Below are 25469 nucleotides of genomic sequence, written 5' to 3' on the forward strand. Positions count from 1 at the left end.
ATGACGCGTTCTACCTGAACAACCGCGCCGCATTTGAGTTTTTCGCGAGCAAGCTCGCTCCTACAGTGGTTTTTAAAGCGTTAGAACGCCCAGTCCAGGCTCAAACCGACGCCATGCACCTTCTCCTTGCTGGCCAGCAAGCCGTTGTAGTCGAAGTTCACCCGCGCATCCTTGCTCAGGGCCAGGCTCACCCGCGCCCCGACCAGGGCGGCATCACGCACCATCGGCGCACTTTCCACCGCGAACGACGGGCCACCGGAGGCAAACGCCAGGTGTTGCTCGGAGTCGGTGCTGCTCAGGTTGTGCTGCCAGCCCAGGGTGCCGGACACTTCCAGTTGCTGGTGATCGTTGACGTTGAAGGTTTTCAAGGCGCGCACGCCCAGGGTGCTCAGCACCAGGTCGCGGCTGTCGTCGCCACTTTTCAGCGCGGCGGCATCGCCCTTCTCTTTGAAGCTGTCCGTGTCCAGGTGCACATAGGCCAGGTTGGCGAATGGCTCAAGCGCCAGGGGTTGCAGGTTGATACGGTACGCCGCCTCGGTGAACACCTGGGTGCTGTGGGCATCGACCTTGGCTTTCTGCTTGCCGCTGACGTCGCCGTATTGCAGGTCGCGCTTCACATCGGCGCGGTGCCAGCTGTAGGTCGCGCCGCCGCTCAGGCGCCAGGCGCCGATTTCATGCCCGGCATAGGCGCCGAAGTGATAGCTGTCGACCGAAGCGCGGCTATGGGTGTCGCTGCCCATGTTCAGCGACGTATCGCTGTAGCCCGCCACCAGACCGATGCGTGTCGCGTCGTCGAGGGCACCGTCGACGCCGGCCAGCATGCCGCCGATGGACGTGGTGTAGCCCGCCGTGTCGCTGCGGCTGTCGGTCTTGCCCCAGGCCCCCAGCGCCTTGACCCACACGTTGCCACGGCTGTCGATGGCCTGGCTGGTCGCGCCCATTTCACCGTTGCGCAGCCGCTCGCCGACCGCTTCGCGCACGTAACGACTGTCGTTGACCAACGCGGTTTCCAGGGCCGGATAGACTTCGCCACTCAATTGCTGGAACGCGCCTTGTGCCGAGGCCGCCGTCGGGGCCAGCAGCAAGCTTTCATACACGCCGTTGCCCGCGCCCAATTGCTCGGCGGCTGCGGCGACGGCGCGCTGGTTCGGCGTGGCGGCCACACTGGCGAAGCTGTTGGTGCGTGCCACATCCAGCTGCACGCCGCCCGCCGCGTAGTTCAACGTGCCGCCGATGAACAGGTAATCCGGCAGTACCGCACCGAAGCGGCCGGTGATACCGCCCGCAGCTTGCAGGATGTTGTACTGGCGGCCGATCAGGCTTTGCGCCTGGGATGCGCTGAGCAAGGTCGGGCTGTTTTCCAGGGCCAGGGTCACAGTACCGCCATTGAGCGTGGCGGTGCCGCCGGCGACGATGCGGTCGCTGCTGGTGGGCGACAGTTCCACCGCGTACGTCGAGCCCGCCTCAAAGGTGACATTGCCCGCCACGTTCAGCGTGCCGATGGAGTTGCCCGGCGCCACGGTGCCGCCGCTTTTTGCCGCCAGCGAACCGATGCGCCCCGAGCCACCGACCACGCCGCTCTGGCTGACGGTCACGTCGGAGGTCACCGAGCCGTTGACCGCCAGCAACCCCTGGTTGACCAGGGTCGGGCCGCTGTAGGTGTTGGCGCCGGTCAGCACCAGGGTGCCAATGCCCTGCTTGGTCAAGCCGCCATGCCCGGCGATGTCGTTGCTCCACACATCCAGCCCGCAATGGATGTCGTTGCACACGCGCTGGGTTGGTTTGCCGACATCCACCACTGCGCCGATGCCCGGCAAGTCCGCCACGAACTGGCCACTGCCATAGGCGCCGTCGATGCGAAACTCAGCCGGAATATCCTCGGCGGTAATGAACATGCCCGGACCGTTGACTGCCTTGCCCAGGTTGATCATGCCCCAGCCATACAGCGAGTCGATGCCCGGCGCGCCAAGGTCGGTGGCGGTGGTCTTGAGCAGCGTGGAGATCTGGTCGCCACTCATGTAGGGGAAACGCTCCATCAGCACCGCCGCACTGCCGGCCACATGAGGCGCGGCCATGGAGGTGCCGTTGAAGTTGGCGTAGTCGTTGGTGAGGTTGTCCAGGTTGGTGCCGTTGATGATCGAACTGAAAATCTTCGTACCCGGCGCCGACACACAGAAACTCGCCGCATAGCCGCAGCGCGACGAGAAGGTGCTGATCACGTAGGGGTTGGCGCTCGCGGTGTCCGGGTTCTGCTGCAGGGCCGCCACCGACAGCCAGTTCGGCGCAATCTGCGGCACGAAATACGCCAGGCCCGAGATCGCGTCGGGGTTGTTGCGGTTGTAGTCGTTACCGGCGGCAAAGATGGTCAGCACACCACTGCGGGCGGCGTCGATCGCACCTTGATAAGCGCCGCCTGCAATGGTGCCGAGGATCGGCCGGATGTTGTTGAACTGCGCCTGGGCTTCATTGACCGTGAAGTTGGGGAACGCCGGATCGCGACCGCCCTTGGCGTACTGATCACCGATGCCGATACCCCAGCTGTTGTTGATGATGCGCGCGCCGCTGGCGACCAGTGCATCCCAACCGGCTTTGTACACCGCGCCATCGTTGCCCAGGATGATCCCGTCTTCCGGGCCCGGGTCGCCGTTTTCGGCACTGATGATCTGTGCGTTGAACGCCACGCCATGCATCGGCCCGCCGTCGCGGTTACCGGCCGCAATGCCGCCAACGTGGGTGCCGTGGTTGCCCAGCTTGCCGTTGGAGCCCAGGGACGGCGTGCCGTCATAGCGAAACGCATCGCCGGCCTTCACCGGGATGTACGGGTCGGTGTACTGGCGGATGCCCTCGGTGACGATCGTCACCACTTTGCCGGGGCTGGCGAATTCCGGATGCTGGGCGTACACCGGCTGGTCGAAGATGCCCAGCTTGACACCCTTGCCGGTGTAGCCGGCGGCATATGCGGTGTCGGCGTGCACGGCGCCCAGGCCCCAGTCGGCCTTGAATTCATTGCTGCGCCAACTGGCGGCGTCGCCCGGCTTGCCGGCTTCCACATAGGGTGCGGCCTGGGCGGTTTCCAGGCTTGCGAGGCTGCTGGCCAGGCAGCACAGCAGCGCGCCGTATGGCACGCGGCTCAACGCCTTGAGCGGGTAGCCCGGGCCTGTGTGGATGGCGATGGTGAACCCTGACTTGCGTTTTTTCACGGTGACCTTCCTTAGTTTTCTTATGACATTTGGAAAAATCTCGACCAGGCGCCACTGTCCTCCTGTGGGAGGGGGCTTGCCCCCGATAGCGGAGTGTCAGTCGCCGGATGTACTGGCTGACCCGCCCTCATCGGGGGCAAGCCCCCTCCCACATTCGATGTGTGGTGTGCCTTTAGAACTGCCAGTTCAGGCTCAGCCCCACGCCCTGGGTTTTCTCGCGCCCGCCCAATTGGCCGTTGTAATCCAGATTGACCCGTGTTGACGGGCTCAGCGCCAGGCTCGCCTGCAGCCCTACCAACGCGGCGTCGCGCAGCAACGGCGCGCTGCGCACGGCAAAGGACGGCCCGCCGGCGACAAACGCCAGGTGTTCCTCGGATTCCACCGCCGTCAGGCTGTGTTGCCAGCCCAGCGAGCCGGACAGATCCAATTGTTGATGGTCGTTCAGCGCCAGGGTTTTCAGTGCGCGCACGCCAAGGGTGCCGAGCAGCGCATCACGTCGGTCATTGCCACGCTCCAGGGCCGCCGCAGCGCCTTTTTCGTGGAACGACTCGCTGTCCAGGTGCACGTAGGCCAGGTTGGCGAAGGGTTCCAGTGCCAGCGGTTGCAGGTGAATGCGGTACGCGGCTTCGGTGAACAACTGCGCGGTGCGGGCCTCCAGCTTGGTCTTTTGCTTGCCGCTGACCTCGCCGTATTGCAGGTCACGCTTCACATCGCCGCGATGCCAGCTGTAGGCACCGCCCACACTCAGGCGCCAGTCGCCCAGCTCACGCCCGGCATAGGCGCCGAAGTGGTAGCTGTCGATGGACGCCGAGGAATGGGTGCCGCTGCCCATGTTCAATGAACTGTCGCTGTAGCCGGCGACCACGCCGACGCGGGTCTGTTCGTCCAGTGCACCGTCGACACCCGCCAGCAAGCCGCCAAGGGAGGTGGTGGAGCCCGCCGTTTCACCGCGCGTATCGGACTTGCCCCAGGAGCCCAGGGCCTTGAACCACAGGTTGCTTTCACCCGCCACCGGCACATGGCGCAGGCGCTCGCCCACCGCGTCGCGCAGTTGGCGGCTGTCGTTGATCAACATCGCGCCCACGGCCGGGTAGATTTCACCGGACAGTTGCTGCAAACCCTGTTGCGCCGTGGCCACCGAGTCCGATTGCAGCAGGCTTTCATACACCGGGTTGCCCGCGCCCAATTGCTCGGCGGCCGTGGCGACGGCGCGCTGGTTGCGGGTGGCGGCGACACTGGCGAAGCTGGCGTCATTGCGCCCGACGTTCAGTTGCACGCCATTGGCGGCGTAATCCAGCGTGCCGCCGAGGAACAGATAGTTGGGCAGCACCTGGCCGAACTGGCCCTGGATACCGCCTGCCGCCTCAAGAATCGAATACTGCCGGCCGATCAGACTTTGCGCCTGGCTCTGACTCAATAACGTCGGGCTGTTTTCCAAGGCCAGGGTGACCGTACCGCCGCCCAGCACGGCCTTGCCGCCGGCGACGATGCGGTCGCTGCCGGTGGGGGTGAGTTCTACCGCATAGGTGGAGCCCGCGCCCAGGTTCACATCCCCGGCTACCTGCAAGGTGCCCACCGAGTTCCCCGGCGCCACCCGCCCGCCGCTGTTGACCGACAGTGCGCCGATCCGCCCGGAGCCGCCGAGGGTGCCGCTGTCGTTGACCGTCACCGCCGAGGTCAAAGAACCGTTCACCGCCAGCAGGCCGCCGTTGACCAGGGTTGCGCCGCGATAGGTGCTGTCGCCGCCGAGCACCAGGCTGCCCGCGCCGGATTTGATCAGGCTGCCTGCGTACACGCGGTTCGCCGCCGCCTGATCGCGCGCGCTGCCCACCGCGTAGTCGGTCTGGTCCTGCTGGCTGGCGCCGGCGCCCACGCCGTTCTGCCAGCCCTTGTCGAGCAGGGTTTGCTGCCAGGCGCCGTGCTCGGCGCGGTCTTCGGCCTGGCGCTGGAGCAGCGCCTGGTCGGAGATGCCGTTGCTCCACACATCGGCCTGCCCGGGCGCGAGGTTCACGTCCATTGCGCCCAGCAACTGCCCCGGCCCGTGCATCGCCCGGCCCAAGTCCGGCACGCCCCAGCCGATGATGGCGTTGGGGGCCTGGGTGGGCGAGCCGTCGAGTTGCGTGGCGGTGGTCAACAGCACCTGCAGCGCCTGCTCGTTGGTCATGTACGGATAGCGCTCCATCACCAGCGCCAGCGCGCCGGTGGCATGGGGCGCTGACATCGAGGTGCCGGATTTCACGCCATAACCCCCGTCCGGGATGGTGCTGTTGATCAGCGCACCCGGGGTGGAGATACACCAGTATTTGGCGATGCCGCATTTGTTGTACTTCTGGTTGTTGGCCCTATCCAGCCCCGACACCGCCAGCCAGTGGCCTTCCAGTTCCGGCTGAAAATACGGCAGCGCCGAACGCACGCTGGCATTCGCATAGCCGCTGTTGCCGGCGCTGAACACGTTGATCACGCCGGCCTTGGCCACGTCCGCCGCCGCGTCCAGCCAGGTGCCGCGGTTGTAGTGCTGGGCGTAGGCGACGTGCAGGTCACCCAGGGTCTGGTAGCTGACATCCTTGGGCTGGCTGCCCCAACTGTTGTTGATGGCGCGCACGCCGGAGTCCACCAGGGCGCTGTACACCGCTTTGAAGTACTTGGGGTCCGGGGTCGGGCCGAACAGGAAGCTGTCGTTGGCGTTGGTGTTGCCGACGTAGACCTGAGCGTTATACGCCACGCCATGCATGCCCACGCCATCGCGCGCCGCGCCCATGGTGCCGGTGACGTGGGTGCCGTGGGAGTCGTTGTTCGGGTTGAGCGCGCCCGTGGTGCTGAAGGCACTGCCATCGACGTACGTGCCGCTGGCGGTGACCGGGTGGAAGCGCTCTTTGGACGCTTCGGGGTGATTGGCGTCAAACCCTGAGTCCAGCGCGCCGATCTTCACGCCATTGCCGCTGATTCCGGCGGCATAGGCTTCATCGGCCTTCATACGGCCCAGGCCCCAATCGCTCTGGTACTCGGCGGAACGCCAACTGGCGGGGTTACCCGGCTGGCCGGTTTCGGCGTATTGCGCCTGTGCCGCAACGGACAACAGCAGCAATGAACCTGCGGTGAAGGGTTTGAACCGTGGTGAATCCGTGATCATCCGTACACTCCTGTTTTATTGTTATGTCTTGCCCCTACCGCGTTCTCTCCGGGCCGAAGGCTTCGTCCACCTTGGCCAGGTCGGTGTCGCGCAGGTTGCCCGCGTAGTAATGCAATTTGGTCCAGGCCATCAGGTAGTCGTACCGCGCCTGGGCCAGGTCGCGGCGGGTGCTGTAGAGCTGCTGCTCGGCATTCAGCGCATCGAGGTTGACCCGCTCGCCGCCGAGGATGCTTTGTTTGGTCGACACCACCAGCGCCTCGGCGGAGGTCAGGGCCTTCTGATAGGCGCGCAGCTTGCTCACCCCGGACAGGCATGCGCTGAACTGGCGGCGCAGTTCGATCAGGGTTTCGCGGGTCTTGCCTTCCAGTTCGTACTCGGCCTGCTCCATGGCGCGGCTGGCCTGGCGCGTGGAGGCCGAGATGGCGCCACCGGCATACAGCGGCAGGCTGACTTCGACGCCGATGGTGTTGGTGTCGTAGCGCTGGTTGTAGGTGTTGCCGCTGTCCGATTCCTGCTTGCGCGAACTGGCGTAGGCGGTAATTTTCGGCAAATGCCCGGCGCGGTTGCGCTCCACTTCATAGCGCGCCACTTCCAGGGACTGGCGCTGCGAGGCCAGCACCGGGTTGTTGGTCAGCGCCAGTTCGTGCCAGGTGGCGTAGTTGGCCGGGCTCAGGCTGAACGCGGCGAAGCTCTGGTTCAGCGGTGCCAGGTCGTCGATGTTGACGCTCTGCACACCGATCAGCGCGCCCAGCTCGCGCAGCGAGGCATCCTGCTCATCCAGGGCCTGGATCTCTTCGGCGGTGGCCAGTTCATAGCGCGATTCAGCTTCCAGGATGTCCGTGCGCGTGCCCTCGCCTGCCTTGAACAAGTGCTCGTTCTGCTGGAACTGCCGCTCGAAGGCCTTCTTCTTGGCGCGGGCGATGTCGATCTGGTCCTGGGCGAACAACGCCTGGGTGTAATAGCTCAACACCCGCACCAGCAGTGCCTGGCTCTTGTCGCGAAAGCTCTCGTCGGCAAACAGCGCCTGGGCCACGCCCTTGCGGTAGTTGGCATAGGCTTCGTAGTCGAACAGCGGCTGCTGCAGGCTGAAGGTGGACCCGTAGCTGTTGTAGTTGCGGTCGTCGCGATAGCTGCCGCCACGCCCGTCGGGCAGGTGCGCTTCGGAATTGTTGCGGCCCTTGTTGTAGTTGTACGACAGCCTCGGCAACAAGCCGGCACGGCCGATGGTGCGGTTTTCCAGGCCGGCGTCGCGCTCCTTGATCGCGCCGAGGAACACCGGGTCATTGCGCAGGGCTTGCTCGTACACATCGAACGGGCCCATGGCGGCGTGCGCGCCGGCGCAACTGAACAGCAAGGCGATGAGCACAGGCTTCATGTTCATTCCTCGGTCAACGCGGAGCCGGCGCGATCGAGCAGCGGCTTGAACAGGTAATTGAGCAGCGAGCGTTCGCCGGTGCGCACGAACATCTCGGCGGGCATGCCCGGCTTGATCACCAGGCCGTGGAGCGTCTCCAGCGCTGCCTCGCTGACGGTGGTGCGCAGCACGTAATACGGCGCACCGGTCTTTTCATCGAGCATCTGGTCGGCGGAAATCAGGCTCACCTCCCCCGGCACACGCGGGGTGCGGCTCTGGTTGAAGGCGGTGAAGAGGATGTCCACCGGCAAGTGCGCGCCGACCTTGTCCACAAGGTGCACCGGCAAGTGCCCTTCCACTTCCAGGCGCGTGCCCTGGGGCACGATTTCCAGCAAGGTTTCCCCGGCCCGCACCACGGCGCCCTCGGTGTGTACGCCGAGGTTGACCGCGATGCCATCGGCCGGTGCGTTGATTTCGCTGTGCTGCAGGTCGAACCCGGCGGAGGCCAGTTGCTGCTCCAGGGTCAGGCTGCGCAGTTGCGCGTCGGCCAGTTGGCTGCGCACTTCCTTCTGATATTCCTCGCTGTGCTGCTGCAATTTGAGGCGCGATTCGACAATGCCCTGTTCGACGCGGCCGCTCTCGCCGGCGTTTTGCGCCAGGTCCTGCTGCACCTGGGACAGCTGGCGCTGGTAGTCCATCAGGCGGTTACGCGGGATGTAACCGTTGTCGGCCAGCGGTTGCAGGCTGCTCAGTTGGTCACGCAGGGATTGCGCCTGGGCGGTCAGGTCGCTGCGGGCGCGACGCATGCCGCTCAACTGCGACGTGGCGCCATCGATGCTCGCCCGAATGCCGGCCTGCTCACGGGCAAAGGCCTCGCGCCGGCTGCTGAACAGTTGGCGCTGGCCTTCGAGTACCAGCGCCAGGGCCGGGTCGGGATTGTTGCTCAGTTGCGCAGGGAAGCTGACGCCGGGCAGGTTGTCACGCTCGCTCTGCCAGCGGGCGGCGCTGGCCCAGGCCATGCGGTACTGGGCCTGCAGCGATTGCACGTCGGCCTGGTGCTGGGTCTGGTCGAGGCGAAACAGCGGCTGGCCTTGTTTCACCACCTCGCCTTCACGCACCAGTATCCGGCTGACCACGCCGGGGCTGAGGGTCTGCACGGCCTTGCGCTTGCCCGACACCACCACCGTGCCTTGCACGGGAATCCCTTGATCGAGCGGCGCCAGGCTGGCCCAGAGGAAAAATCCGCCGGCGCCGACCACGGTCAGCAGCCAGCCCATGCGTACAAAGAAGCGCGCCTCGTGTTGCTCGTAAATCATGCAAGTATCCTTACTGCTTGACGCAAAACGTGTAGGAGCGAGCTTGCTCGCGAAAAACCCGCAGGCACTGTGTGTATCCAATCGGAGCACGTCATCGTTGACGACTTTCGCGAGCAAGCTCGCTCCTACCACCGGTTTTTTCCCTGGGTGCTTCGTGCTGGCCCGACAACGCGCGCAGCACTTCCTGGCTCGGTCCGAACGCCTGCAACTGGCCCTCGCTGAGCACCAGCAACTTGTCGGCCTGGGCCAAGGCGGAGGAACGGTGCGTCACCAGTACCACGCTGCTGCCCTGGGCCTTCATCTGCACGATGGCGCTGGCCAGCGCCGCTTCGCCGACGGTGTCGAGGTTGGAGTTGGGTTCATCCAGCACGATCAGGCGCGGCCCGCCATACAGGGCGCGGGCCAGGGCCACGCGTTGCTTCTGCCCGCCGGACAGACCGCCGCCGTTGTCGCCCAGCAGGGTGTCGTAGCCCTGGGGCAGGCGCAGGATCAATTCGTGCACCCCGGCCTGTTGCGCGGCCTTGACCACCCGTTCCGGGTCGGCCTCGCGAAAGCGCGCGATGTTGTCAGCGATGCTGCCGCTGAACAGTTCGATGTCCTGGGGCAAATAGCCGATATGCGGGCCGAGGTCATCGCGGTCCCAGCGGTGAATATCCGCGCCGTCCAGGCGCACCGTGCCGGCCAGGGTCGGCCATACGCCTACCAGCACGCGGGCCAGGGTGGATTTGCCCGAGCCCGAGGCGCCGAGCACACCCAGCACTTCGCCCGCCGCCAGGTTGAAGCTGACGTGGTGCAGGGTCGCCAGGCGTCGACCGGGTGGGCCGGCGCTGACCTGCTCGAAACTGACCTGGCCCTTGGGCGCCGGCAAAGCCATCTGCTCGGCTTGCGGGGGGAACTCGCGCAGCAATTCGTCGAGGCGCTGGTAGGCCAGCTTGGCTGAACTCCACTGCTTCCACACTGCAATCAGTTGGTCGATGGGGCTGAGTACCCGCCCCATCAAAATGGAGCCGGCGATCATCATCCCGGCGGTCATATCGCCCTTGATCACCAACAAGGCGCCCAGCCCCAATACCAAAGATTGCAGGCACAACCGCAAGGATTTGCTCAGGGAGGTGATCACCGAACCGGTGTCGCTGGCCTTGTTCTGCAAGCCCAGGAACTGCGAATGCACCGCGAACCAGCGCTGGCGCAGCGCTCCGAGCATGCCCATGGCCTGGATGGTTTCGGCATTGTGCAAATGGCTGGTGGCCAACTGCGTCGACTGCTGGGAAAAACCGGCGGCGTCGCCCAGGGGCTTTTTGGTCAGGTACTCGTTCAGGCAGGCCAGGCCGATCAGCAGCACGGCCCCCGCCGTCGCCAGTATGCCAAGCCACACGTTGAACAGGAAAATCACGAACAGGTAGATCGGAAACCAGGGCGCGTCGAAAAATGCGAACAGCGCGGGCCCCGTAATGAACTGGCGAATGTGGGTCAGATCGCCCAGGGATTGCCCGGCATGCCCCTGCCCGCGTTGCAGGTTGCGTTCGAATGCGGCTTTGTAGACGCGCAAGTTGAACCGTCGCTCCAACTGGCTGCCGATGCGGATCACCACAAAACTGCGGACAACTTCCAGCAGGCCAATAAAGACAAAGAACCCGACGACCATCAGCGTCAACATCACCAGGGTGGTTTCGTTCTGGGAGGACAGCACGCGGTCGTACACTTGCAGCATGTAAATCGATGGCACCAGCATCAACAGGTTAATCAAGGCGGTAAAACAGCCAACGCTGATCAAGATGCTCTTGTATTCACCCAGCGCCTTGAACAAGGGCGCAACGCTGTGGGGCTTGGCCATATCTTTTTATCTTCCCTGAACCCGGATGACGCGCAAATAGTTGCCCAACCCCTGATAAGGAGCGGTCAACTAACAAATGAAGTTATAAGCTTATAACTGGAAACTAAGGCGTGCGCCGCAATGCAACTACGCCACCGGATTTAGTGCGGCCCTCATATTCGCCTTCCTTCTGGCGATTCAAGTGCGTGATCCCGCTGCCTTCGGCATTCATCAGCCAGATACCGTCCGGGGTGGGCGACCAGGTCAAGGGCTTTTCACCCAGCCATTGCGCCACACACGCCACATCGCCGCCCAGGCTGTTGGCCTGCTCTTGCAGGTCCAGCGCACACACCTGGTCACCCTGGTGCAACTGCCAATGCCCCGCCAGCTGCGCGGTACTGGGTAAAACAAGACTGCTCGCCATTGCATGGGCTCCTGCCGACACGATCAAAAGGGTCAACCACTTGGAAAAACGCTGCATCGTTTGGCTCCATCCTGGAACGCGGCGCCGAAGCGCCGCGCCTTACATCACGCCACGATGTCGCTGGCAGCGGCCTGGCCCACGGTGGTGACGAGGAAATCCGCCACGCCGTGCCCGGAGAAGTCCACGGCCAACGTACCCAGGTTGGTACCTGAGGCGTAGGACAGAACCGCGTCGCCGGCATGCCCGGTGAAGGCATTGACGAAGGTCACGCCCGCACCCTTGGTGATACCGGACAGGTCGATCTTGTCCGAACCCGAGGTGAAGTCAAAGATCTTGTCCGCAGCCCCTGGCTTGGAGTCGGAACTGGCACCGTACACGAATGTATCGCTGCCGGCGCCGCCCCACAGTTGGTCCGCACCGCCACCGCCGTAGATGAGGTCGTTGCCGGCCCCGCCCTTGATCAGGTTGGCCGCCTGGTTACCAATGATCAGATCGTTACCCGCGCCACCGAAGGCGTTCTCGACCGTCACGCCCTTGGCAATCGACACGTTGCCCACCAGGCCGCCAACGTCGGAGAACGAGGTGGCATTGAGGTTGATCTTCTGGTTCTGGGTAAATCCGGAGAAGTCCAGGGTGTCATTGCCGCCACCGTCCCATACCGAGAACACCAGCTTGTCGGCATTGGAGGTGGCGCTGAGGAAATCACGCCCGGTGTTGGAGTTGAAACCGTAGGTGGTGTCACCGGCGCGGGTATTGAGGTTGGCACCGTAGAGCTTCTGGATCGCGGCGATGTCGTCGATCAGCGGACCGGAAGCGTACGCCTCGACCCCGCCTTTGCTGAAGTTCTGGTTGGTGTTGCTCTCGCTCCAGTAACTCATGAGGCTATAGCCGCGCGTGTCCTGTCCATAGGTCGCGTCGTTGTAGGTCGGGTTGCCGTTCCCGGCGTTGTAGTCGCCAGGGTGAGCCAGGCCCAGGGTGTGGCCGATTTCGTGGGTCAGGGTCTGCCGGCCGTAATTGTTCAGGTCCGGCGTCTTGTTCGGCGTGTAGCTGTTGTTGGTCAGGTACCACGAGGTGCCGTCGTAGCCTGCGCCGGTGCCGGGCAGGTAAGCGAACGCCGCCGCGCCGTCCTGGCCACCGCTGTAGTTGCCGAAGGTCATATGCCCGTCGCCGCCGGAAGCCTTTTCGGTAAAGGTCACGTTGGCCACATCCGACCAGGACTGCATGGCCAGTGCGGCCTGTGCTTTCTGCTGGGCGTTGAATTGGCTGAAGCCGGAGATGCCATGTTTGTTCATGGTGCTCTGGGTAGCCGAGGTGAGGAAGGTGTAGGTCAGATCGATCTTGCCGTTGCCATCAAAGTCCCGGTAGGCGGCGCCATCCCGCAGCAGTTGGGTGGCTGCCTGGTCCACGCTGTAGGACGGTTTGCCATTGACCGTGAGGTTGCCGCCACGGTCATACAAGTGGCTGAAGCTATCGATTTGCGAGTAAGCGGTGCTGGCTTGCGCGGCAGATACAATAGCCTTGTCTTTTACTTTTGACATAAACGTACTTCCTTGTTTGCAAGTGCATCAGTCTTTGTTCGATAGGAACCTCGCGGGCGAGGATAGTCCTATCACTCACCTCTTTTGAAGGCGTAAGAAAACTGACACAACTTGAAATCTTTCGTCTACACATATTTCCGCAGGCACAAAGAGGCCGAGCTTGAACTTGAAGAAGTCGCGCGCAGCGTTTGTTGGGGACTGTCGTGTTTGCGTAGCCAAATAGCGCGAAGGGATATTTAAATATTAAATACAAGTAAAGCTGTTCTAGTTGATCGACTCACTTGAATACTGGATCCAATACATTGTCACGGTGTCAATGGCGAGATTAAAGAGCCACTACTTGAACTATTATATGCCGCTGTCCCCTTTTGCCGGGGCATACTTGAGCTATGCCGTCGATAAAAGCGGCATTTGAATAGTGGCCTTTTGCCAAATCCGCAGCATGACCTGATCCAGGTCAATCTGTGTTGAAAGAACCGCCGAACGGACCTTAAAAAGTCGCCTGCCACTTGCGAACGAATGCTATTTTGAATGCTCGACACCAGGGCTATTGAAAGGTCCTGGCCCCTGCCGCGAGCTAAAGGAAGCGCTCAATGAACAAGGTGGGCAACATGAACAAAGTGACATTCCCCAACGCGTGCCAGCTGATGCGCTGGCATTTTCATCCGATGGGCTTCGAAGGGAGCATGGACGCCCCCGGCAGTATGGTGGCCCGCCTGTTCGATCGGGCCAGCGGCGAGACATTGATCGCTATCGCCGGCATTCCCTGCGCTACCGTGATGAATGCTGCCGATGTGGAGCGCATCATCGAGGCGGTGGAGGCTGAGCTTGATAGTTTTGTGCCGCCGTTGTTGTTGCAGGCCTGATCATTGCGACAGACCGGTGAATTCCATTGTGGGAGGGGGCTTGCCCCCGATAGCGGTGGGTCAATCAACATCAGTGTCTGCTGGGCCGACGTCATCGGGGGCAAGCCCCCTCCCACATTTAGATCGCACTCAGGCCGATTACCCGCGTTGATCGTCGAAGAACGCTTTCTTGCCGTCGACCCGCTCCGACGCCCTTGGCACATTCACCGCCTGGCCTTCGGGCTTTTCCACATACCAGTAGCAGTGGCTTACCGCGCGCGTGATGCCGACGTAGGCCAGGCGCAGCAATTCGTCTTTTTGTGCATTGTCGTACGCCTCGCTGTCGCCGTCCTTGCCCAGCCCCGCCATGCGGTAGACCTGGTTCTTGTAAGGCGAACTGGTGAGGTGCTGGCAGTCACCCAGTAAAAACACCGTGTCCGCCTGCAGGCCCTTGGCGCTGTGATAGGTCAGTTGCTTGAGCCTGCGCGCCTGGGGCGGCAAGCTCGAATCCAGATTAACTACAGCTTGAATATGCTCCTGTATCAACAGCTTATCGCTGCTTTTTCGATACAGCATCAAGATCGTATCGCCCTGCTGATAGTGCTCGAGCAACTGCCGCGCCAGCGCCGCGTCGTCGCGCTCGAGCACTACCACGGGCACCAATGGCTTAGGCTCGCCACTGGCCTTGGCCTTTTTACCGGGGATGGCTGGAGCATTGCGTACGATGTGCTCGGCAGCATCGATGATGTGCTGTTGGCTGCGGTAGTTCTCGGCCAGCATTACCCGCGTGGTGCTCGGCGATACAAATTCCTTGTTGAACTCCATGAAGTACTTGGGCGAACTGCCGCGCCAGCCGTAGATCGACTGCCAGTCATCCCCCACGCACAGCAACGATGAGCGCTGCGCCCCACGCCCCACATGCATGGCCGGGCCACGGCTGCGGATTTCGCGCAGGCTGGCGCGGATCCACGAGACAATCTGCGGCGATACGTCCTGGAACTCGTCGATCATCAGGTGCGACATCGGCCGCAGCAGTGAATCGCCGAGCAGCTTGAGGTTTTCCGGGGTGTTTTCGCCGAACAGCGAGAACATGCGGTTAAAGGTCATGATCGGCGGCGATTGATCAAGCAAGTGATCTTCCAGGGCTTTCCAGAAAATGCCCAGGGCCTCGAAGAACAAGCGGTCCGGGTCGTCTTTGGGAAAGCTCATGCGGCCCACGGCGCTGGGCACATCCAGCCCGAGGTTCTCGATAAAGCCGGCGGCCATCACAAAACTGTCCAATAGCGGCGCTGAAGCAAGCTCACCCTTGACCTTGTAATCAAACCCCGGCCCGGCGGTGGCATCGTCCGCGAGGCTACTTAACAACTTCCTTGAAGACTCATAACTATCCAACCATATCAATGGCTTGCGGCAGAAAGCTTGAAACAACGTGCGCTTTACCGCCCACTCCGCGCGCACTGACAGCTTTGAATTGGACCGGCTGATGTGGGCGTTTTCCCGCGAATCGAAGCCAAGCACCACCCAGGCGTCCAGCTCGGGGATATAACCATGACAGTGAAATTGCGCCCCATTGATGTCGAACGCCTGCCGGCTCGGCTCGATGCCCTTGATCGGCCAGGCGCCGGCGCGAAACCACAGGTCCTCAATGACGTCGCAGAGTTCTTCATCGCGCTTGGCCGCCAATTGCGTCACCGCCATACGCTTCTGCACATCCGGATGATCACGCTCCAATTCCTTGAGCTGCAGCCCATGGCGTGCCAACGGCGCAATCAACTCACGAAAACGCACGTGGCTGCCGTGCAAGCGCTGATAGCAGGCGTTCATCTGTTGGCGCTGGGCGTCGTTGATGCGCAGGTCGAACGGGTTGCTGTCGGCGTCCTCGAACCCGGCGCTGAGGTTCTCGAACGCTTGCAGTCGCTCAAACCCCGGCAGGCTGCGCACCATCGGCAGGATGCGTGAGTGAAAGGTGCGCACCACCGCCTGGGCTTCTTTCTGGTCAAGGGGTTGGCCCCACAGGCTGAGAATCTGCATGAGCTTTTGGATAAAGTCCTTGCGCGATTCGCGGGTGAACGTCACCACGGTCATCGAACTCAGCTCGAAGCCCAGGTAATGGGTGAGCAGCAGGATGCGCAACACCAGGGAGGTCGACTTGCCCGCGCCGGCACCGGCAATTACCGAGGTCGAGGGCGTGTCGCTGAAGATCATCTTCCACTGCGCGGCGCTCGGTTGGGCGTGGGCCGGCAGCAAACGCGCAACGTCGGCCTTGATGCGCTTTTTTATGTCGGCGGTCAGAGGCAATCGCCAGTCGTCGAACAGGTTATCGTCAATGCCCGGAGCACGGGGTTCATCCGAACGAAAATCACGAATCAGCAGGACTTGTCGGCCCTCTTCCAGACCGTCCACCTTGCCCTCGCGATAGCCATACTCCACACCGGCTTCATGCCCGCTGCGAAAACCGTCGGCCTGACCATGTAACCAGGAGAACCGGTGCTGGGCGCGCAAACGCGTGAGGCCGTGGCCGAACAGGCGCGCGGCAAGCCGTTTGAACAGCGGCATTTCCGCCAGAGGGCGCAGTTCAGGGGGCAGATCAGGCTGTGGGTGCGGCACGCGGACTCCTGCGCAGAGCGTGGTTTGGACGATGCGCCATGGTCGCCGGAATTGGCGCCGAGTTCCAGCCAAATGCTTTGCTGTCATGCAGTTAGGCGATGAAGTGAAAGCTGTTGCGCTTATTTAATATCGAATCAACCGATAGGAATTAGGCATTTTTTACGCTTTTTATCGATCATGCGCTGTTGGATCATAGGGCCATCAACAGGAGACGATCATGCTTGAACTTCGACCCTTCAACACCCTGGGCGGCGCCCACCACGGCTGGCTCGACGCCCATCATCATTTTTCGTTTGCCGACTACCATGACCCCGAGCGCATGCACTGGGGCAACCTGCGGGTATGGAACGACGACATCATCGCGCCGGGCACCGGTTTCCCGCAGCACTCGCACCGCGACATGGAAATCATCACCTACGTGCGTGAAGGCGCCATCAGTCATGCCGATAACCTTGGCAACAAGGGCCGCACCGAAGCTGGCGATGTACAGGTAATGAGCGCCGGCACCGGAATCGCCCACAGCGAGTACAACCTGGAAGCCACGCCGACCAAGATCTTCCAGATCTGGATCATCCCGAATCAGGCCGGGTTGCCACCCTCCTGGGGCGCCAAGCCGTTTCCGCAAGGTGTTCGCGAAGGTTTCGTGACCCTGGCCAGCGGCAAGGCCGGAGATGCTGAAAGCCTGCGCATTCGCGCCGATGCACGTCTGGTGGCGGCTAACCTGAAGGCCGGCGAAACGGCCGAATACCGGCTGGACAGCGGGCGACGTGCGTACCTGGTGCCGGCAACGGGCGTGATTGAAGTCAATGGCTTGCGTGCGCAAGCTCGAGACGGCGTGGCAGTTGCCGATGAGCAAGTGTTGCTAGTGACGGCGGTTGAAGACAGTGAAGTTGTGCTGGTCGACCTGGCCTGATCCAAAGTCTTGCGGGCATCTAACTGATGCCAGTCAGTCAAGCGCACACCGCCGCTTGTAGGAGCGAGCTTGCTCGCGAAAAACTCACAGGCACCGCGTTTATTCAGGAAGCCCGCGTTATCGTTGACGTTTTTCGCGAGCAAGCTCGCTCCTACACAAAGCAGCCGCCCCCACCCGTAACCACGATGCGCAGCGAGCCGCTTTTGATCTTGATCTGGCTTTTGATGTTGATCTCAGGCGCCCCGTTAAACCACGCTGGCCGAACGCAGGCGAGGTGCCGAGTGGTGGGGCAAGAGCGTTTTGCTTACTTTTGACTGGGCCGGCATTCCGGCTTTTCAAAAGTGAGCCGCCGTCAGGGCGGAACCCTAAGTGGCCGTTACCGCAGAAACGGATATGTACTCGATCTGATCCGACATCCTGGTCGGCCCTGAGGCCGCCATCGGGGGCAAGCCCCCTCCCACATTTTGATCTCAGGGTGTCAGTTACTCAGAGATCGCGCCGTCTACCAGCACCTGGGCCTCTTGCACCAGTTGCTTGAGGTGATCTTCGCCGATAAAGCTCTCGGCGTAGATCTTGTAGATGTCCTCGGTGCCCGATGGACGTGCGGCGAACCAGCCGTTTTCGGTCATGACTTTCAAGCCGCCGATGGCCTGGTTGTTGCCCGGCGCATGGCTGAGGATCTGCTGGATGCTTTCCCCGGCCAGTTGCGTGGACGTGACCTGCTCCGGCGCCAGTTTGCCCAGCAGGGCTTTTTGCGCCGGGGTGGCCTTGGCATCGACGCGGATGGCGAACGGCTCGCCGAGAGCGTCGGTCAGGCCGCGATAGAGCTGGCTCGGGTCCTGACCTTTGCGTGAAGTCATTTCAGCGGCGAGCAAGGCCGGGATCAAGCCGTCCTTGTCGGTACTCCAGACGCTACCGTCCTTGCGCAGGAACGAGGCTCCGGCGCTTTCTTCGCCACCGAAGCCCAGCGAACCTTCGAACAAACCATCGGCAAACCACTTGAAGCCCACCGGCACTTCGTACAAACGCCGGCCGATACGCGCGGCGACGCGATCGATCAGGCCGCTGCTGACCACGGTTTTACCCACGGCCGCATCGGCGCGCCAGTCCGGACGGTTCTGGAACAGGTAATCGATGCACACCGCCAGGTAGTTGTTCGGCGCCAAGAGCCCGCCAGACGGGGTCACGATGCCATGACGGTCGTGGTCAGGGTCGCAGGCAAACGCCACCTCGAAGCGGTCCTTGAGACCGATCAGGCCTTGCATGGCGTAGCTGGAAGACGGGTCCATGCGGATCTGGCCGTCCCAGTCGACACTCATGAAGCGGAAGGTTGCGTCGACTTCGGTGTTCACCACCTCCAGGTTCAGCCGATAGTGTTCGGCAATCGCCGACCAGTAGCGCACCCCTGCTCCGCCCAGCGGATCGACGCCCAGGCGCAGGCCGGCGCTGCGGATGGCATCCATGTCGATCACATTGATCAGGTCGGCCACATAGCTGTTGAGGTAATCATGGCGGTGGGTGGTATCGGCCTTGAGCGCCTGGGCGTGAGTGATGCGTTTGACCCCGGCAAGCTTGTTGGCCAGCAGTTCGTTGGCCTTGGCTTCGATCCACTTGGTGACATGGGTATCGGCCGGGCCACCGTTGGGCGGGTTGTACTTGTAGCCGCCACTTTGCGGCGGATTGTGGGACGGCGTGATCACAATACCGTCGGCCAGGCCGCGGGTACGGCCACGGTTGTAGCAGATGATGGCGTGGGAAATCGCCGGCGTCGGCGTGTATTCGTCACCTTCGGCGAGCATGACGTGCACGCCGTTGGCGGCGAGCACTTCCAACGCACTGGCGCCGGCCGGCGTCGACAGTGCGTGGGTGTCCAGGCCGACGAACAGCGGGCCGTCGATGCCCTGGGCCTCGCGGTACAGGCAGATGGCCTGGCTGATCGCGAGCACATGCCATTCGTTGAAGCTCAGCTCGAACGAACTGCCACGGTGCCCGGAAGTACCGAACGCCACGCGTTGGGTGGAGATCGCTGCATCAGGCTGGCCGGTGTAATAGGCCGTGACCAGTCGCGGGATATCCACCAGCAACTGGGCTGGTGCCGGCTTGCCCGCAAAAGGACTGATAGTCATGCATAAACCTCGGAGAAAATTAGAATTCGGAAAAATGACAGTTTACGGTGACTTGGACTACTGCGCGACGGTATCGATCCCATGTCCCACACAGAAATTTCGTACACCTCAAAGCTTCGACTGCAGCAGCGCCCCGGCCAACGTATCCAAGGCGATATCCAGATTCGGATGACCACTGAACGCATGACTCAGGCGCATATGCTGCTGATGCAGGCCGCTGAGGCTGAACAGCTCCCCGGGGGCGATCACCACCTGTTGCGTCACCATACGCTGGAACACCTGATGCATATCCACCGCCGCCGTCGACTGCAGCCAGAAACTGGCGCCGGCGCCCGGCATCCGGTAGCTCACCCGGCCCTCCAGACGTTCATCCAGACGATGACCCATGGCCTGGGCCTGTTCGCGCAGCCGTTGGCGCAATGTCTGCAAGTGTTGATCAAACCGCCCGCTTTCGTACAAGCGGGCAATGGCCCGCTGGCGGATCGACGACAAACGGAATGCGCGCAATAAAAACTGGCGCTGCAATTCGCCGCTCAGTTGCCGCGACAGTACAAAGCCAAACGGTGCTTCCGGACCGAGGATCTTTTCGAGTGACGAAAACACCATCAGTCGCTCGGGGTTGACCAAGTGTCGCAGGGCCGTTGGGGACGGTACAAAACTCAGCTCGCCAAAGGTGTCATTCTCCAGCAGCCAGCAACCGAACCGATCCAGCAGGTGCGCTACCTGCAACCGTTCCTGTACCGACAACACGCTGCCTGACGGCATGCTCACCCCCGACGACAGCAGCACCAGATGCACCGGCTCGTGGCGCAGCAGGTGTTCAAAGGTGGTCAGATCGAAGCGGCCATCAGCGTGCCAGGGCAATTCGATAACCCGCACGCCGGCACCCTGCAACAGGCGCAGGACCAGATAATCGCAGGGTGACTCGACGACCACTACCGTGCCCTTGAGGCCCAGGGCATCAATCAGGATCTCCAGGACTCCGCGCAGGTCCGCGCCGATATACACCTCGTCCGCCTGCCAGCAGCGTGTGGGCGACGAGGTATACCGCGCCGCCAGTGCCGCACGCAACTCCCAGACGCCAGAGGGTTGCGAGCGGGTTTGCAGGTGGTGCGGATACCGACGAATCAGTTGGCGCTCCAGCGTCAACAGTGCGCCATCCAATGAGCCCAGCAATGCCGGTTCATCGCCACTGAGCACCACCATCGCCGGCCGCCGCGTTGCGGCATACAGGCGCTCGAGCAGGTCGGCATCGGTTGTCGTTGGCGCGTTTGTGGCCACCGGCCAGGCAAAGTAGCCGGACTTGGCCACCGAATAGATCCGGCCCTCTTTCTCCAATATCGAATAAGCATATTGAATCGTCGAGATCGACACCTTCAAGCGGCTCGACAGTTGCCGCAGGGAAGGCAGCTTTACCGGTGTTTCAAGGCTGACCTCATTGATCAGGTTGATCATGTAGCGGTACACCGCCTGATAGGCAAAATCCGCTTGCCGCTCTCCTCGCAGCTTCATGAGCGTGCGCCCGGGTTTGCACTTGCCTGCACGCTTAGCGTCCCGACAACTGCGCAATCTGCGCCTGCACACGAGCCCCGCGCCGTTTGCGCGCCTGGGCGCTACGCCCCGCCAATTGGAGCCGCTTGCGGTACAGGTGCTGCAGAAGAGGCAATGGCAAGCCACTGGTGTCAATCAGCCATTGCTGCAGCATGTCCGCAGCGGGCTTACCCTGCAGCGCCTTGTGCAATTCGGGCAGCCCCACCAGCATGCCGGGGTGGCATTGGCGCAGGTAACCCTCCAGGCGTTCGCCGTGATGAATGAAGGGTGAGAACAACAGGCAAGTCAGTTGGCCCTCGTCCAGGCCAAAGAATCCTCTGGCATAGGTGGTCGACAACACGCGTCCATCGTGGCTGCCCATCTCGTCGATCAGGCTCTCCGGGATTTTTCGACGGCCCATCGCATCCCTCGCCTGACGTACAAACGCTTCGACGCCCTCCTCGTACGACAACTCCCGCAGGCACTGGGCCTGTAGCCCATGCAGATGGGCCATGAGCAGCGGGTTGGGATAGTCAGGATGACTGAAGTGAAAGTCGAATGGATCCGGCTTGTGCGCCAGGAACTCGGTGAGCAGCGGTGCCGAGGCGATATCGACCTCGACGAGCAGGTCGGCCACCCCGATATAGGCCAGATGGCGATGCCCGCTACGGTCAGGGTTGTCGGCCTCCACGTAGTGCTCGCCATAGAGGTCGCGGTAGCAACCGATGCTCCACTCCTGCATGCGCGCGAACAAGATATTGAGCGATGCATGCCGGCGCGGCGGCACAGTGACACCCGCGCCCAGGGCCGCGCGCTTGAGCCAGGCCAGGTACTGGCTTTGCTTGCGCGGCGAGTCGCCGCTGACCACAGCGTGCACGCCGCCATTCCACGTGCTGACGCGTTGGTAGAAATCCCCCAGAGCCAGGTAAGTATCGTTGCACAGCGTGGCGCGCGCATCTCCGGACGTCAGGTGCCCGATCATCAGCATATTGCGCTGGCTGACCTCGCGACCGCTGCTGGATGCGGGCCGCTGATGATGGAAAGGTTGTACCTCCTGGTTTTCCACCATCAACAGCTCCACGCGAGGATCATCGTGGAAAAACAGCGCGCTGTAGCCCTCATTCAGGCTGTCGAGTGTCGCCTGGGTCATCCCGGCATGCCGCAGCGTCGCTACCCGCAGGTGAAACGTCTTGGGCGCACGGCCGGCGATGCTCAACTGCGCCGCCCGCAGCAGCGCCAGGGTATAACTGCTGACCTCGCCGCCGCCGTGGGCGAGCAACACTTTGTAGCTACCCACTTGCTCCATGCCGCCCGCCGCCACCACTATTCGCTGGATCAACAATTGAAGTGCCGTCCTTTCGGCGCGAGTGAAGTGCCCCATCAAACGTTGCAGAACTTGCTGATAAACATAGTTCATGGCTTGTTCGTGAATTGCGCTCATCGTTCTACTACCTGAGTTGAAATATCAGTTTCAAAGCAACTTTTTGACGTCGTTGCCTGGCCCATTACATCTGTAGGTCTGTCTTCCGCTGGAGGGCACAAAGATGATTAAACACTAGCACCTGGCAACAAAATCACCGGGACAGGCACCTGAGCCGTTACAACCCAACCCACGCACAGACGCGGCAATCCAGGGCCTCGTGTGGTCACGTTGCGTACCCTAGGAATATTCCGACAATTTCCTACAGCGCTTTAACTATTAAACTAGCGAAACCTCCGACAAATATTAAATCACCCACTTAATCCTTCTTCTTGCAATAAGGTCGGATGTTCCGAGGGCTTTTCGGCAGCCAGGGTGTCGCTTGGTTAGTTCGCTGATGCCAGACAGTAATGTGCAATAGCTAATCATTGCTCAATCCTTGAGATGATGGTGAAGCCACAATTATCGGCGCTCAAATAATGATTAATAGATACAGAACAACGCAGGAAAGCAGTTCAGATGATCCGCGGCGTGAACTTCAGTAACGCGCACACGACAGCGCCGCGCTGGATTTCAGGGCGGCGTAAGGGCCAAAGGTATTGTTTACGGGGCGCAATGCCCTCGGCGTGGCTCAACCCTGGCGCGGTTTAAGCCCTGACAAATGGCGCATCTGCCGTATCCGTGCAGACGCTGGAGCATTCATTTGCGAATACTCCTACAGCTCAAACAGCTTCAACCTGCAACGCAACCCGTTCGCGGCACGGGCATTCATCCATGTAGCGATGGGCTTCGACGAACTGGCTGAACGGAAACACCGTGGTTTTCAGCGGTAGCAGTACCCGGTCGGCAGTCAGTTGGTTGATATCACGCAAGGCACGCTGCAACGCGACCTGGTCCTGAATGATGCCCAGCTCCGGCTTACCGGTGAAGTTGCCGATGCAATGCACGAAGAACTGAATATTCTTCTGGAACGCCGCACAGGCGGGGAATGGCGTCTGGTTGCCGCCTTGCAGGCCGTACAACACCAGGCTGCCGCGTGGCGCCAGCACATCACCAAGCAACGACATCTGCGGCCCGCCGAGGCCGTCGAACACCACATCGACACCACGGTCACCGGTGATTTTGTTGATTTGCATGAGCAGGTCCTGCTCTTCGGTGACGATGACTTTTTCCGCCCCGAGGGACAGCAGGTACTCACGCTCGGCGCTGTCCTTGGTCGCGGCAATCACTCGCACACCCAGGGCTTTGCCCAACTGCACAAACGAAGGCCCGGCGCAGTGGCTGGCATCGGTTACCAGGGCAAATTGCCCGGGTTTGACCCGTGCCAGGTCCATGTAGGCAAAATAGGCAATCAACAGCGGCGTGTAATGCACGCTGGCTTCAATGGGGCTCAAGACATCCGGGTAGCGGGTCAGGGCTGAACGCGGCAGGACGATCTGCTCGCCATACACCGGGTAATCGTTAGGGCTTTCGGCGGGAAAACTGGCGACCTTGTCGCCCACCGCCAAATCGTCCACACCGTCGCCCAGAGCGACCACCACACCGGCCATTTCATGGCCAAGGCCGGACGGCAGACGTGCATGGGACGACGCCAGGTTCTGGCGCCAGAGAATGTCGTACCAGCTGATACCAATCGCGTCGACACGCACCTGCACTTCGCCCGGTGCGGGCTGTGCGGCGACATGCTCTTCGCATTTGAGCACCTCGGCCGGACCAAACTTGTGAAAACGAATCGTGCGGGACATCGCAAACCTCGTCAAAGTAACCTCTAATGCCATGAACTCTATCTGGGCTTTACGGGTAAGGCCACCGGTCGCCATTAATAGTCGACATGCCTGTCATTGATTCCGCATGTGAGGAATAGACCTCAGTTAACGTAGGAAAACTCAATTATCCGGTGCAGAGTACCAGTCTTTCCCCGTAAGATTCATGCCGGTCATGCTTCAGGGTGGAACCTTGGAGGTTCTTGCCATGGCCGCTCTCGTCAAGTTCGCTGACTCTTCCAGGACACAAGATGAACCGTAACGACCTGCGTCGTGTCGACCTTAACCTCTTGATCGTATTCGAAACCTTGATGCATGAGCGCAGCGTGACCCGCGCCGCCGAGAAACTGTTTCTCGGCCAGCCGGCCATCAGCGCGGCCCTGTCACGCCTGCGTGGGCTGTTTGACGACCCACTGTTCGTACGCACCGGGCGCAGCATGGAACCGACGGCCCGCGCCGTGGAAATCTTCGCCCTGCTCTCCCCGGCGCTCGACTCGATCTCCACCGCCGTCAGCCGCGCCGCCGAGTTCGACCCGGCCACCAGCACCGCAGTGTTCCGCATCGGCCTGTCCGACGACGTGGAATTCGCCCTGCTGCCGCAACTGCTCAAACGCCTGCGCGCCGAAGCCCCCGGCATCGTGCTGGTGGTGCGTCGCGTCAACTACATCCTGATGCCCGGCCTGCTCGCCTCAGGCGAGATATCCATCGGCGTCAGCTACACCGCCGACCTGCCGGCCAACGCCAAGCGCAAGGTATTGCGCCGCAGCCTGCCGAAACTGCTGCGCGCCGACAGCGTGCCCGGCTCCTTGAGCCTGGACGACTTCTGCGCAAGACCCCATGCCCTGGTGTCGTTCGCCGGTGACCTGAGCGGGTTTATCGATGAAGAACTGGAAAAACTCGGGCGCAAACGCCACGTGGTGCTGGCCGTTCCGCAGTTCAACGGCCTGGGAACATTACTGGCTGGCACCGACATCCTCGCCACCGTGCCCGATTACGCGGCCGACGCCCTGACCTCGGCCGGTGGCCTGCGCGCCGAGGACCCGCCGCTGCCTGTGCGCTCGTTCGAACTGCACATGGCCTGGCGCGGGTCGCAGGATAATGATCCGGGGGAGCGGTGGTTGAGGTCGCGGATTCAGATGTTTTTTGGGGACCCTGAGAGTCTGTAGGCGTCTTTGGGCAGGCTGTTTATCTGATCATTTCTGCCTTTCCACAAACCATGGAGCTCCATTCACTTCCGGTGGATTGCTACATTGAGGGCACATCTGAGGGCATGCTTTGGATGGTTTGAAAAGGATGCCCCCAGCCCTATACCCAAGAATCCGCTCATGAAATCACTCCAGCCCAAGCCGAAGAGTGGCCTCCGTCCACGCTCCAACCGTCTCAAGATCTTCCAAAGTTTCCAGCAGAATCTTTTCCAAACTCAATGCACAGCATCCTGGCAGGCCAAAAGTTGTGGATATTTCAACCCCACTCGGCATTTGCAATTACCA

Annotated in this window: 15 protein-coding genes; 3 read left to right on the top strand and 12 right to left on the bottom strand. The window is 61.8% G+C overall.

Going from position 1 to position 25469, the window contains the following annotated elements:
- Positions 1–80: 80 nt before the first annotated feature.
- From TU82_RS07465 to TU82_RS07495, 7 genes are all read right to left on the bottom strand, one after another.
- A complete protein-coding gene (locus tag TU82_RS07465; RefSeq protein WP_057722475.1) occupies positions 81–3200 on the bottom strand; it encodes an autotransporter serine protease in 3120 nt (1039 codons plus the stop codon).
- Between the two features lie 172 nt (positions 3201–3372).
- Positions 3373–6330, bottom strand: a complete 2958-nt coding sequence (gene eprS, locus TU82_RS07470; protein WP_057722476.1) for an autotransporter serine peptidase EprS — start codon at positions 6328–6330, stop codon at positions 3373–3375.
- A 34-nt stretch (positions 6331–6364) separates the two neighbouring features.
- The gene (locus TU82_RS07475) at positions 6365–7705 is read right to left on the bottom strand and encodes a TolC family outer membrane protein (RefSeq protein WP_057722477.1); all 1341 of its coding nucleotides are present in this window, start codon (positions 7703–7705) and stop codon (positions 6365–6367) included.
- Positions 7706–7707: 2 nt separating this feature from the next.
- Positions 7708–9000: an HlyD family type I secretion periplasmic adaptor subunit gene (locus TU82_RS07480; protein WP_057722478.1), complete on the bottom strand. Its 1293-nt coding sequence runs from the start codon at positions 8998–9000 to the stop codon at positions 7708–7710.
- Positions 9001–9091: 91 nt separating this feature from the next.
- On the bottom strand, positions 9092–10834 hold the full coding sequence (locus TU82_RS07485; RefSeq protein ID WP_057722479.1) for a type I secretion system permease/ATPase: 1743 nt from the start codon (positions 10832–10834) through the stop codon (positions 9092–9094).
- A 103-nt stretch (positions 10835–10937) separates the two neighbouring features.
- Positions 10938–11294 (bottom strand): protease inhibitor Inh/omp19 family protein, encoded by a 357-nt coding sequence (locus TU82_RS07490; RefSeq protein ID WP_057722480.1) that lies wholly within the window; start codon positions 11292–11294, stop codon positions 10938–10940.
- 47 nt (positions 11295–11341) lie between these two features.
- Positions 11342–12775, bottom strand: a complete 1434-nt coding sequence (locus TU82_RS07495; RefSeq protein WP_057722481.1) for a serralysin family metalloprotease — start codon at positions 12773–12775, stop codon at positions 11342–11344.
- Positions 12776–13368: 593 nt separating this feature from the next.
- Between TU82_RS07495 and TU82_RS07500 the strand changes: the two genes are divergently transcribed.
- On the top strand, positions 13369–13641 hold the full coding sequence (locus tag TU82_RS07500) for a DUF1652 domain-containing protein (protein WP_057722482.1): 273 nt from the start codon (positions 13369–13371) through the stop codon (positions 13639–13641).
- 138 nt (positions 13642–13779) lie between these two features.
- Here TU82_RS07500 and TU82_RS07505 read toward each other — a convergent pair whose 3' ends face one another.
- The gene (locus tag TU82_RS07505) at positions 13780–16227 is read right to left on the bottom strand and encodes a UvrD-helicase domain-containing protein (RefSeq protein WP_156421646.1); all 2448 of its coding nucleotides are present in this window, start codon (positions 16225–16227) and stop codon (positions 13780–13782) included.
- 217 nt (positions 16228–16444) lie between these two features.
- On the opposite strand from TU82_RS07505, the gene TU82_RS07510 reads away from it, so the two are divergent.
- Positions 16445–17140 carry a pirin family protein gene (locus TU82_RS07510; protein ID WP_057722483.1) on the top strand — a complete coding sequence of 232 codons (696 nt, stop codon included), beginning with the start codon at positions 16445–16447 and terminating at the stop codon, positions 17138–17140.
- Between the two features lie 482 nt (positions 17141–17622).
- Here the strand turns inward: TU82_RS07510 and pgm are convergent, their stop codons facing one another.
- The 4 genes from pgm to TU82_RS07535 all read right to left on the bottom strand — a co-directional run bounded on the left by pgm (position 17623) and on the right by TU82_RS07535 (position 23961).
- Positions 17623–19266 carry a phosphoglucomutase (alpha-D-glucose-1,6-bisphosphate-dependent) gene (gene pgm, locus TU82_RS07520; RefSeq protein ID WP_057722485.1) on the bottom strand — a complete coding sequence of 548 codons (1644 nt, stop codon included), beginning with the start codon at positions 19264–19266 and terminating at the stop codon, positions 17623–17625.
- A 108-nt stretch (positions 19267–19374) separates the two neighbouring features.
- On the bottom strand, positions 19375–20778 hold the full coding sequence (locus tag TU82_RS07525) for an aminotransferase-like domain-containing protein (protein ID WP_057722486.1): 1404 nt from the start codon (positions 20776–20778) through the stop codon (positions 19375–19377).
- A gap of 34 nt (positions 20779–20812) precedes the next feature.
- A complete protein-coding gene (locus tag TU82_RS07530) occupies positions 20813–22237 on the bottom strand; it encodes a hypothetical protein (protein WP_082631978.1) in 1425 nt (474 codons plus the stop codon).
- Positions 22238–22938: 701 nt separating this feature from the next.
- A complete protein-coding gene (locus TU82_RS07535; RefSeq protein WP_057722487.1) occupies positions 22939–23961 on the bottom strand; it encodes a zinc-dependent alcohol dehydrogenase family protein in 1023 nt (340 codons plus the stop codon).
- Positions 23962–24230: 269 nt separating this feature from the next.
- Between TU82_RS07535 and TU82_RS07540 the strand changes: the two genes are divergently transcribed.
- A complete protein-coding gene (locus TU82_RS07540) occupies positions 24231–25145 on the top strand; it encodes a LysR family transcriptional regulator (RefSeq protein ID WP_057722488.1) in 915 nt (304 codons plus the stop codon).
- The last annotated feature ends 324 nt before the right edge of the window (positions 25146–25469 follow it).

The organism is Pseudomonas orientalis (assembly GCF_001439815.1).
GTDB classification, from domain to species: Bacteria; Pseudomonadota; Gammaproteobacteria; order Pseudomonadales; family Pseudomonadaceae; genus Aquipseudomonas; species Aquipseudomonas orientalis.